This window comes from Xylanibacter sp. (assembly GCF_057607445.1).
This window is the reverse complement of record NZ_DBLZAX010000004.1, coordinates 72,528-83,771: the sequence shown is the minus strand read 5'-3', so window position 1 is coordinate 83,771 and position 11,244 is coordinate 72,528. Positions and strand designations below refer to the sequence as shown.

General features: G+C 49.2%; 11 protein-coding genes. 6 read left to right on the top strand and 5 right to left on the bottom strand.

Annotated elements, in window-relative coordinates; translation table 11 throughout:
• Nucleotides 1-720: 720 nt before the first annotated feature.
• From nadD to ACZMIG_RS04865, 3 genes are all read right to left on the bottom strand, one after another.
• Nucleotides 721-1,305, bottom strand: coding sequence for a nicotinate (nicotinamide) nucleotide adenylyltransferase (gene nadD / locus ACZMIG_RS04875; RefSeq protein WP_021853818.1), 585 nt, complete (start codon nucleotides 1,303-1,305; stop codon nucleotides 721-723).
• A 587-nt stretch (nucleotides 1,306-1,892) separates the two neighbouring features.
• The gene (gene gmk, locus ACZMIG_RS04870) at nucleotides 1,893-2,462 is read right to left on the bottom strand and encodes a guanylate kinase (RefSeq protein ID WP_021854027.1); all 570 of its coding nucleotides are present in this window, start codon (nucleotides 2,460-2,462) and stop codon (nucleotides 1,893-1,895) included.
• Nucleotides 2,463-2,723: 261 nt separating this feature from the next.
• The gene (locus ACZMIG_RS04865; RefSeq protein ID WP_021854028.1) at nucleotides 2,724-3,599 is read right to left on the bottom strand and encodes a YicC/YloC family endoribonuclease; all 876 of its coding nucleotides are present in this window, start codon (nucleotides 3,597-3,599) and stop codon (nucleotides 2,724-2,726) included.
• A 90-nt stretch (nucleotides 3,600-3,689) separates the two neighbouring features.
• Between ACZMIG_RS04865 and tsaB the strand changes: the two genes are divergently transcribed.
• The 6 genes from tsaB (at nucleotide 3,690) to rseP (ending at nucleotide 9,695) form a co-directional block, all read left to right on the top strand.
• Complete coding sequence (gene tsaB / locus ACZMIG_RS04860; protein WP_053398249.1) at nucleotides 3,690-4,379, top strand: tRNA (adenosine(37)-N6)-threonylcarbamoyltransferase complex dimerization subunit type 1 TsaB; 690 nt, start codon at nucleotides 3,690-3,692, stop codon at nucleotides 4,377-4,379.
• Between the two features lie 84 nt (nucleotides 4,380-4,463).
• The gene (locus ACZMIG_RS04855; RefSeq protein ID WP_021854030.1) at nucleotides 4,464-5,060 is read left to right on the top strand and encodes a DUF4290 domain-containing protein; all 597 of its coding nucleotides are present in this window, start codon (nucleotides 4,464-4,466) and stop codon (nucleotides 5,058-5,060) included.
• A 36-nt stretch (nucleotides 5,061-5,096) separates the two neighbouring features.
• Entirely contained in the window at nucleotides 5,097-6,404 is a 1,308-nt protein-coding gene (gene murA / locus ACZMIG_RS04850) for a UDP-N-acetylglucosamine 1-carboxyvinyltransferase (RefSeq protein WP_487889169.1), read from the top strand.
• Nucleotides 6,405-6,429: 25 nt separating this feature from the next.
• Nucleotides 6,430-6,954, top strand: coding sequence for a ribosome maturation factor RimM (gene rimM, locus ACZMIG_RS04845; RefSeq protein WP_487889168.1), 525 nt, complete (start codon nucleotides 6,430-6,432; stop codon nucleotides 6,952-6,954).
• A 101-nt stretch (nucleotides 6,955-7,055) separates the two neighbouring features.
• Nucleotides 7,056-8,213, top strand: a complete 1,158-nt coding sequence (locus tag ACZMIG_RS04840) for a 1-deoxy-D-xylulose-5-phosphate reductoisomerase (protein ID WP_021854033.1) — start codon at nucleotides 7,056-7,058, stop codon at nucleotides 8,211-8,213.
• 102 nt (nucleotides 8,214-8,315) lie between these two features.
• Entirely contained in the window at nucleotides 8,316-9,695 is a 1,380-nt protein-coding gene (gene rseP, locus ACZMIG_RS04835; protein ID WP_418874958.1) for an RIP metalloprotease RseP, read from the top strand.
• A 107-nt stretch (nucleotides 9,696-9,802) separates the two neighbouring features.
• Here the strand turns inward: rseP and ACZMIG_RS04830 are convergent, their stop codons facing one another.
• Together ACZMIG_RS04830 and ACZMIG_RS04825 are read right to left on the bottom strand one after the other, a co-directional pair.
• Nucleotides 9,803-10,348, bottom strand: coding sequence for a hypothetical protein (locus tag ACZMIG_RS04830; RefSeq protein WP_418874957.1), 546 nt, complete (start codon nucleotides 10,346-10,348; stop codon nucleotides 9,803-9,805).
• Nucleotides 10,349-10,717: 369 nt separating this feature from the next.
• Entirely contained in the window at nucleotides 10,718-11,041 is a 324-nt protein-coding gene (locus tag ACZMIG_RS04825; RefSeq protein ID WP_125104987.1) for a DUF4890 domain-containing protein, read from the bottom strand.
• Between the last annotated feature and the right edge of the window lie 203 nt (nucleotides 11,042-11,244).

The following is an 11,244-nucleotide window of genomic DNA, read 5'->3' as shown; positions in this document are numbered from 1 at the left end:
GTTCTGTCGGATATGCACGTGTTGTTGAGCGCAGCGAAAAATTCGACAGCATCGAATATCAGGATCTGTGATCCGAAATTCATACCTATTAATCAAAAAAATAGGAAGCAAGCGGATTGAAAATTCTGATACTATATTCCGGCAGATTGAAAATCAGCCGGCACATTAGCTTTGTTGGTATATGCCGTTTGTTTTTAAGCCACAAGACATTTGACTTTAACTTCTTTAACTACTCTAACTCCTTTAACTACTAAAATAAACTTTTAACCTCTCCAGAATTGCCATGCTCATCACGAAACCGTGGTTTGGTGCGAAAAATTGCACAAAATTGACATTTCCGGTAAAGTGTTGATATATCGGCTTTTACCAAGATTACGAAGCAAGAAGGCAATAGTTAAAAAACATTACTCGGCCACTTTTCACCCGTAAACGATAGGTTTAGCATCACAAAAGCATACGTTTACGACATTAAAAGCAGGCATTTGTGAACGAAAAAGGGCTGATTTTGATGTTGAAAATAGGCATAAAAATAAACGTATGTTAAAGAAGCGTGGTATCAATGCCATCATCTTTAACATACGTTATAAGTTGATTTTCTAGAATGAAAAATATTTTTGTCCTGAGTTTTTACCTATTTCATGCTGTGTTTTAACAATTAGCAATGCAATAAGAACAATATCAGAATTACGGAAAAACAGCTCCGATATGTTATCCACCGACTTAAACTTTAGGAGCATACAGACCGTTGTCGCTGATATAACGGGCCACGCTGTCGGGCACAAGACCGTTTATCGGACGGCCGGCGGCAATGAACTGCCTTACCTGCGTGCTGCTGATGTCTATCAGACGGGTGTCTACGAGACTGACTCCTTCGGGCAGCGACGCGGCATCTACGGCAGAACCGCCGCGGGGATATATCACTATGCGATAATGACTGAGGATGTCGCGCCAGGCATACCACTCGCTGAAGCGCTCCCAGTTGTCGGCACCTATGAGCAGGACGAACCGGCGGTCGGGATAGTCGCGGCTCATCGACTGAAGGGTGTGCCACATATACGACGGACGGGGCATGCGAAACTCATAGTCGGAGGCATGCATACGCGGCTCGCCTTTGAGCGCAAGCTCTACCATCTTTAGCCGCTGTTCGTCGTCAAGCAGGTCGGCAGCACGCTTAAACGGGTTCTGCGGCGACACGACAAACCATATTTCATCTAGTCCCGCACTTGCCAACAGCAGGCGCGCCAGCTCTACGTGTCCGTTGTGTATGGGGTTGAAAGAGCCCCCGAAGATGCCGGTGGTGATCATTTTTATTCTTTAGGAGTTAGAGTAGTTAAAGAAGTTAAAGTCAAATGCTTTGTGGCTTATTGTCAAACATCAACCTTTAGGTTTTCAAAACTATGGTATGTAACAGCAAGACTAATGTGCCGGCTGATTTATAATCTGCCGGAATTAAGTATAAGGATTTTCAATCCGATTACTTCCTATTTTTTGATTAAAAGGTATGAATTTCGGATCACAGATCCTGATACTTAATGCTGTCGGATAGCATATCCGACAGAACAATAGCATTGTTGCTTCTTGTAGCCTATTGTCAAACATCAACCTTTAGGTTTTCAAAACTATGGTATGTAACAGCAAGACTAATGTGCCGGCTGATTTATAATCTGCCGGAATTGAGTATAAGGATTTTCAATCCGATTACTTCCTATTTTTTGATTAAAAGGTATGAGTATCGGATTAAAAATCCTGATATTCAATGCTGTCGGATAGCATATCCGACAGAACATTAGCTTTGCTGTTTCGAAACAAAGATAGGAGTTTGTATCACCACAAGGCATTTGGATTTTTCACTTTTAACTTTTAGTTTTTTACTTTCGTAAGACGTTATTCACTTAACCGAGCAGAAAGTCTTTAACTATCTTCAGCGCCTCGGCCTTAGCTTTGTCCAGGTCGTCGTTGATAACCACCTTGTCGAACTTCGGGGCGAAGGTAAGCTCGAACGACGCACGGGCTATGCGGTCTTCTATCACTTCCGGGGCGTCGGTGCCGCGTCCTGTCAGACGGTTGCGCAACTCCTCTATCGACGGCGGCTGGATGAACACGCTGAGGGCACGGTCGCCATAATAGTTCTTTATGTTGCATCCGCCCTTCACGTCCACGTCAAAGACAACGTTCTCGCCTTTTTCGAGCTGTGCCTCCACCTGCTGCTTCAGCGTGCCGTAGTAGCGGTCTTTATATACTTCCTCATACTCGAGGAACTCGTCGTTGTCTATCCGGCGTCTGAACTCTTCGGGCGTAACGAAGAAATATTCAACGCCGTTGCGTTCTGTGCCTCTCGGGGCGCGGCTTGTGCATGATATACTGAAGGCCATGCGCAGCTCTTCGTGCGACATCAGCCAGTTGATTATTGTGCTCTTTCCGCTTCCGCTAGGAGCAGAGAAGATAATGAGTTTTCCGGGCATGGTTTTAAAAAGTAGTTAAAGGAGTTAGAGTAGTTAAAGAAGTTAAAGTCATTTGCGTTTCTCATCGGGAGTTAAAAGAGTCAGAAGTAGTTAAAGGAGTTAGAGCCATATGCTTTTATGCTTGCAGGTTAAAGTCATATATTCTTGACTTTATCTATATTTTTAAGCATCATACCCAAAAGCTTTCTTTATGATAAAGAACGTGCAATGGTAATGACTTTAACTACTATAACTACTTCTAACTACTTTAACTCCTAAAATTTAAAGTACATTAAGCACCTGTTCTTTTATCTGTTCCAGTTCGTCCTTCATCTTCACCACGATGTTCTGCATCTCGGCCTGGTTGCTCTTGCTGCCTGTGGTGTTTATTTCGCGTCCCATTTCCTGAGCTATGAAGCCGAGCTTCTTGCCCTGGCCTATGCCGTCGTTCATGGTCTCGCGGAAATATTTAAGATGGTTTGCAAGGCGCTGTTTCTCTTCGTTGATGTCGAGTTTCTCTATGTAATAGATAAGTTCCTGCTCAAGGCGGTTCTTGTCGTATTCTATTTCGGGTATGCTCTTCAGGCCCTCAACGATACGGCTGCGTATCTTCTCCACACGCGACTTCTCGTATGGCTCAATAGACGCCAGCAGACTGCCGATGTTGTCGAGCTTCTCGCTGAACTTGTTATAAAGGGCGGCACCCTCCTGCTTGCGGAACTCCACAAGCGCCTGCAGTGCCTGCTCAACGCCGCCGCGGGCAACGGCCCACTCCTCGTCGGTCAGCACCTCTGCCTCGGTCTTGCTCATAACGTCGGGCATGCGCACAAGTATGCTGAACCAGTCTTGCGGCTCAGGCATGCCGGTCTTGGCGGCAATGTCCTTTATCTGATGATAATAGTTCTCCACCAGCGCACTGTTGATAGGCGTGGCGTCGAGAGACGCGTCTTTCTCTATCCAGATTGAAAAGTCAACCTTTCCTCTTACGAGCGCCTTCGAAATCATCTGGCGCATCTCCATTTCCTTCTCACGGTATAGCGGCGCAATGCGCGTAGACAGGTCTAAGGCCTTACTGTTTAAAGATTTTATTTCTACATTAATCTTCTTCTCATTGAAGGTTACGACCGACTTGCCATAACCCGTCATAGATTGTATCATAACACTTTTGTAGTTAAATTTATGCAAAAGTACATATTTCTTCGGAAAAAAGCGTATTTTTGCACTTTATTTAAGAAGATATTTTTAATTATGTCGTGTATTTTGAATATTGAGACGAGCACCAACGTGTGTTCGGTAGCAGTAAGCCAGGACGGCGCCTGCATATTCAGCAAAGAAGACCACAGCGGCCCGAACCATGCAGTAAGACTTGGAACATTTATTGACGAAGCCATTTCGTTCGCCGACAGCCACGCCATTCCGCTCGATGCCGTAGCCGTGAGCTGCGGCCCCGGCTCATACACCGGCCTGCGCATAGGCGTTTCGATGGCCAAGGGCATATGCTATGGCCGCGACATCAAGCTGATAGCCGTGCCCACGCTCGAGCTGCTCACAGTGCCCGTACTGCTCACCCATGAGCCCGAACCCGGCGCGCTGCTCTGCCCCATGCTCGACGCACGCCGCATGGAGGTCTACTCGGGCATATACGACCGTTCGCTCAAAGAGGTGAGAGGCGTGCAGGCCGACGTGGTGGACGCCGACACGTATAAGGAATTCCTCGACAAAGGCAAGGTGTATTTCTTCGGCAACGGCGCATGCAAGTGCATCGAGGCCATCAACCACCCCAACGCCGTGCTGATAAAAGGCATTGAGCCGCTGGCTAAGAACATGTTCCCGCTGGCAGAGAAGCGCATGGCCGAGGAGAAATTTGAAGACGTGGCCTACTTCGTGCCCTTCTATCTGAAAGACTTCGTGGCCAAGACACCGAAGAAACTGCTGTAAGCCACAGCGCGAAAGCGCACACGGGGCAAGGACAACAGAGACACATATCACACTACATTTAAACGGAATTTAAACAAGAAAGAAATGGAAATCGATGGATTAGACTACAATACACAGCGCAAGAAGCTCACGCTGCCCGAATACGGACGCGAGGTGCAGAAGATGGTAGACTACGCCATGACGCTCAGCGACAGAGAAGAACGTCAGAAATGCGCAGAGACCATAATATGCATCATGGAGCGCATGTTCCCGCAGAACAGAGAGAACATTGACTACAAGCAGAAGCTGTGGGACCATCTGGCCATAATGAGCGACTTCAAGCTCGACATCGACTATCCGGTAGACATCAACGAGGCAAAGAGCATAACCACAAAGCCTCAGCCCATGGAATATCCAAAACAGAAGAACCCCATAAAGCACTACGGCGGAATGGTGTTCGAGCTGTTTGAACAACTGATGAACATGGAGCCCGGACCCGAGCGCGACGAGCTTACGAGGCTGACGGCCAACCAGATGAAACGCAACCTGATACAATGGAGCCACGGCTCGAGCGACGACGAGAAAATAGCCTCTGACCTGGCACGCTTCACCAACGGGAAGATACAACTCGACCTCGACACATTCAAGTTTAATGTGGGAAGTCTGAAGGAGCCCGGAGAAAGGAGAAGGAAAAGAAGATAACGCTAACAGCAACGTTAACCAAATCAAGACCCGAACATGGAATCTTTCATCATAGAAGGCGGACATTCGCTCAGCGGAACCATAACACCGCAAGGCGCCAAGAACGAGGCGCTCGAGGTGATATGCGCATCACTGCTTACGCCCGAAGAAGTAAGAATAAAGAACATACCTGACATTCTTGACGTAAAGAATCTCATTCTGCTGCTAACAGACATAGGCGTGGATGTAATCCGCATAAGCAGGAACGAATATTCGTTCAAGGCAGAGAACATCAACCTCGACTATCTGGAGAGCGACGAGTTTATACGCAAATGCGCTTCGCTCAGGGGCAGCGTGCTGATGATAGGACCGCTGCTGGCACGCTTCGGCAAGGCCGTAGTGACCAAGCCGGGCGGAGACAAGATAGGACGGCGACGCCTGGACACCCACTTCCTGGGATTCAAATATCTGGGCGCAAAGTTTCTGCACAACGACGAAAGAAACACATTCGAGATAAACGGCAACGAACTTAAGGGCTGCTACATGCTGCTCGACGAGGCATCTGTAACCGGTACGGCAAACATCATAATGGCAGCCGTGCTGGCAAAAGGAACAACGACCATATACAACGCGGCATGCGAGCCCTACATACAGCAGCTGTGCCACATGCTCAACCAAATGGGCGCACGCATCAGCGGCATTGCATCAAACCTGCTGACGATAGTGGGCGTCGACTCGCTGCACGGAACCGAGCACAAGATACTGCCCGACATGATTGAGGTGGGCTCGTTCATAGGCATGGCTGCCATGGTGGGCGACGGCATACGCATAAAGAACGTGTCGCTGCGCAACCTCGGCATCATACCCGACGCATTCCGCCGCCTCGGCGTAAAGATAGACACCGAGGACGACGACCTCATCATACCGCATATGGACCACTACGAAATCGATTCGTTTATTGACGGATCGATAATGACTCTGGCCGACGCCCCATGGCCCGGACTCACGCCCGACCTGCTGTCGGTGCTGCTTGTTGTGGCCACTCAGGCAAGAGGCAGCGTGCTGTTCCACCAGAAAATGTTCGAGAGCCGCCTGTTCTTTGTAGACAAACTGATAGACATGGGCGCACAGATAATACTCTGCGACCCGCACAGAGCCGTGGTGGTAGGCCACGACCATAACGTAAGGCTGCGTGCCGGACGCATGACAAGCCCCGACATACGAGCCGGAATAGCGCTGCTCATTGCAGCCATGAGCGCCAACGGCACAAGCCGCATAGACAACATTGCACAGATTGACCGCGGCTACGAGGACATTGAGGCACGACTGAACAACCTAGGAGCCAAGATTGAGCGCATAAGCTAAGCATAAAAGCGAAACAACAACAGCGATGATAAGACAAGAGGAAGTTTTCAAAATCGGCAAGATAGGCAAGCCCCACGGTGTGAAGGGCGAGGTGTCGCTAATGTTTGAGGACGACGTGTTCGACAGAGTCGACGCCGACTATCTCGTGCTGCTCATCGACGGCATACTCGTGCCTTTCTTTTTCGAAGAATACAGGTTCAAGAGCGGCGAGACAGCCCTTGTGAAGTTCTGCGACATCGACACCAAGGAGCAGGCGCAGGAACTCACCGGATGCGACGTCTACTTCAGCCGCAAGCTGGCAGAAGAGAGCCAGGACGCCATGTCGCTCAACGAGGCCGAAAACTTCAGCCTGCTCGACGCCAACAACAACCGCCTGATAGGCACGGTCAAGTCGGTTGACTATTCAACTGTAAACACTCTCTTTAACGTAGAGACACCAGACGGCAAGGAAATAATGATACCGGCATCGGAAGACTTCATCATTGACGTCGACACCGAGAGGCACATCATTGTGGTAGACCTGCCCGAAGGGCTTCTCGACCTTGAATAAGCAGACGCCACAGTCCCACGGCCGCAAGGCGCGCCAAGGACGATACGGAACGACGAAAGACAAGAGAAACAAATTTAGAAGTTGGGAGAATTTAAGATTTTATGAAGAAACAGATAGCCATTCTCGGTTCAACAGGCTCGATAGGCACACAGGCACTGCAGGTGATTGACGAGCATCCTGACCTGTTTGAGGCTTACTGCCTCACGGCCAACAACAAAGTGAAAGAACTGGCCGAACAGGCACGCCGCTACAATCCGGCAGCAGTGGTGATTGCCAACGAAGACAAGTATGAAGAACTGAAAAGCCTGCTCGCCGACCTGCCCGACATAAAGGTGTATGCAGGCAAACAGGCCATAGACGAAATAGTGGAGGCCGGCCCGATAGACATGGTGCTTACGGCAATGGTGGGCTTTGCCGGACTTAATCCGACAATTCATGCCATCAAGGCACACAAGAAGATATGCCTTGCCAACAAGGAGACTCTGGTTGTTGCCGGAGAACTGATATGCGAGCTGGCGCAGAAATATCACGCACCGATAATACCCGTTGACAGCGAGCACTCTGCCATATTCCAAAGTCTGGCCGGAGAAGGCGACAACGAGATTGAAAAGATATTGCTCACGGCATCAGGCGGCCCGTTCCGCAACTTCACCAAGGAACAGCTTGCCACCGTAACCAAGGCCGACGCGCTGAAGCATCCCACATGGAGCATGGGCGCAAAGATAACCATAGACAGCGCCACGATGATGAACAAGGGCTTCGAGGTTATCGAGGCTAAATGGCTCTTCGGCGTTCCGGCCGACAAGATTCAGGTGCTTATCCATCCGCAGAGCATCGTGCACAGCGCCGTACAGTTTGCCGACGGAGCCGTGAAGGCACAGCTCGGAGTGCCCGACATGCGCCTGCCCATACAGTATGCGCTGACTTACCCCGACCGCATTCACCTCAACGAAGACCGTCTCGACCTGTTCAAGCAGCCGCTGGAGTTCTTCGAGCCCGACTTAGACAAGTTCCGCTGCCTTGCCCTTGCCTTCGAGGCGATAAAGAAAGGCGGCAACATGCCGTGCATTGTCAACGCAGCCAACGAGATTGTCAACCGCGGATTCCTTGAGGACAAGTGCGGATTCACACAGATGAGCGACATCATAGAGAAGACCATGAGCCGCGTAAGCTTCAGCAGCGCGCCCGACTATGACACCTACGTAAGCACCGACGCCGAGGCAAGGCGCGTGGCTACCGAACTGCTCGGGGCACACTGATAAAGAAAGAATAAATAAAACAAGTAACATATTTTTATCCAAAAGCAAAACAATCCGACGGCGGCGACCGGCCGCAGAAAGAAAAATTAAGAAAACAGAGACATGGAAATATTTTTGATAAGACTGCTCCAGTTTATGCTGGCAATCTCTATTCTCGTGCTGCTGCATGAAGGCGGCCACTTCTTCTTTGCAAAACTTTTCGGCGTAAGGGTTGAAAAGTTTTACTTGTTCTTCGACCCATGGTTCCACCTCTTTGAATTTAAGCCCAAGAAAAGCGATACGACATACGGCGTGGGCTGGCTTCCGCTCGGCGGCTACTGCAAGATTTCGGGCATGATAGACGAGTCGTTCGACACCGAACAGATGAAGCAGCCGGCGCAGCCGTGGGAGTTCCGCTCCAAGCCGGCATGGCAGCGACTGCTGATAATGGTGGGCGGAGTGCTCGTAAACTTCCTGCTTGCGCTGTTTATCTATTCGATGGTGCTCTACACATGGGGCGACTCTTACTACCGTCTGGACAAGATGACGATGGGTATGAAGTTTAACGACGCTGCCAAGAAGATAGGCTTCAAGGACGGCGACGTGCTGCTGCGAACCAACGAGAACACGCTGACAAAGTTTGACGTCGACATGTACCGCGACATAGCCAACGCGCAGACCGTAACCGTGATGCGCCAGGGCAAGGAGATACAGCTCACCATGCCCGAAGACATGAGCCTGCTGACCATGCTCAAGGAGCAGCCCGTGTTTGTAAAGCCGTTCATCCCGGCCGACATAGACAGCGTGATGCCAAACTCTCCGGCAGCAAAGGCCGGCATGATGAAGGGCGACAAGCTGCTGGCGATAGGCGGCAAGAGCATTGACTCATGGAACGAGTTTGACGACCAGATGGCCGTAATGAGCGACATGCTCAGCGTGGCCAAGACCACAAAAGACAGCATAAAGGTGCGCACAACCACGGTGGTGTTCTGCCATAAGGCCTCGCCCGAAAAGCGCGACACGATGAAAATGGTGCTCAACCCTGACCTTACGTTAGGCATAGGCCGCACATATCTGGCTACATACTACAAGCCCGAAACCGTAGAATACGGCTTCTTTGAGAGCTTCCCTGCCGGAATAAAATACGGTATCGGCGTGCTCCGCGGATATGTAGACGACATGAAATATGTGTTTACAGCCGACGGCGCCAAGTCGCTGGGCGGCTTCGGATCTATCGGCAGCCTGTTCCCGCCGACATGGGACTGGATGATGTTCTGGCGCATGACTGCATTCCTCAGCATCATCCTTGCGTTTATGAACATCCTGCCTATCCCTGCCCTCGACGGCGGCCACGTGCTCTTCCTGCTTTACGAGATGATTACGCGCCGCAAGCCGAGCGAGAACTTCCTTATAAGGGCTGAATATGTAGGCTTCGGCATACTGATTCTGCTGATGGTTGTGGCCAACCTGAACGACATTCTCAGATGGCTGGGATACATGTAATAATATTGATTAGGAGTTAAAGAAGTCAGAGCAGTTAAAGGAGTTAAAGCCATATGCCTTGTGGATTATTATAAACCACTTTGCACATATCTTTCCACTCCTGTATCTTAATCAGCTGACGCAGAACTTCGCCTGCGCTCTGCACATGATCTTAACTTTATTCTGACGCGAATTAAAATAAAACGCCTTGAATATAACGAAACAAGAAAAAATGCCAAGTGGTTGATAATAAACCGCTTGGCATTTTTCTTTTTTATCTGCATGCACACAAATATGCTTAATGAATCTGCCACAGCCGAATGCTTCGGCCCATAACTATATACCATAAATAACGGCAGAATAAAACCAAATCCATGTTTTTTATATATTACGCCCATACGGCACGGACACATAAAATGCCGGAAAGGCACAGCCGACAAACGGCATCGGCTTCTGACAGCATGTAAGCTGCCTGCTGCTTTCATGCGGCAATGTGTCATCACAAAAATGTCAGGATTTTCTGCTGAAATAGAAAAAGCAGAAGCGGAAAACAGGTAGCTGCGGTAAAGTATATTTACATTTATATGCAAAAGGTATGCTTTTGAAAAATTAACCGGCAACTTTTTACTCAAAACCGGGCCACTTTTGCACCTCAAACGACCCTGTTTTTTCATTGAAATAATAGCTTTTTTGTCCCAATCAGGACAAAAATCTTTGCACACATCTACGCATAACGATGTAACACGCTATGCATCTGACACTTGCGCTTGCACACGAAAACGGCACGTTTTTACGGTCAAATATTTTAATTTTTCAAATATCTCAGTATGAGAGCGTCAGGCAAAATCAATGTGAAAGCAAAACCGCGGAAACTGTTACATATAAAAATGGCCGAGAAAAAAAGAATGTACCCGACCGGGATTAACAAAAAAGACACGATAAACCATCCCGTCAGGCACATTCATATACAAGCATCTTAATAATCAGAAGTCAAGGCCGCCACGGCATAATGCCTCTGCATGGCGGCTGTAAGGCATGCGTGCTTAGCGCTTTCTGCCGGCCTTCCGGCTGTTCATCTCGCTGAAAGTCTTTTTCTGGCTGTCGTCAAGCAGATTGCTTATCTTCGTGTTAAGCTCCTCCATCTTGCTCCTGCGCTCCTCGCGGCTTATGTCCTGACTGAAGAAGTCGGTGTAGAGCGACTTTATGTTCTGCTTCTGCTCGTCGCTTAGCTTCAGCTTGCTGTCGAGCTGTTCCATGCGTTTCTCCACTCTCTGTTCAGGCGTAAGCTTCTGCCCGCCCCTTTTCTGTGCGTCGGCGCTGATGCCGAACATGGCCGTCAGGGCCATCAGTAATAATAGTTTCTTCATGAGTTCTCGTTTTTTAGATGTTTAATTTAATCTCAAACAGCCCTTTGGCCGTAAAAGTTTTGCCATATTGCGTTATAGGTTTTGCTCCTTATGTCTGCATTTCTCTGCCGCCGTATGTCAGTCTGCCCCGCCCTGCCGCATCATGCTGCGCCTTAGGAAAGGCAGGCCGACAGCCGCCCGGCATTGATTTACAAACAACTAAA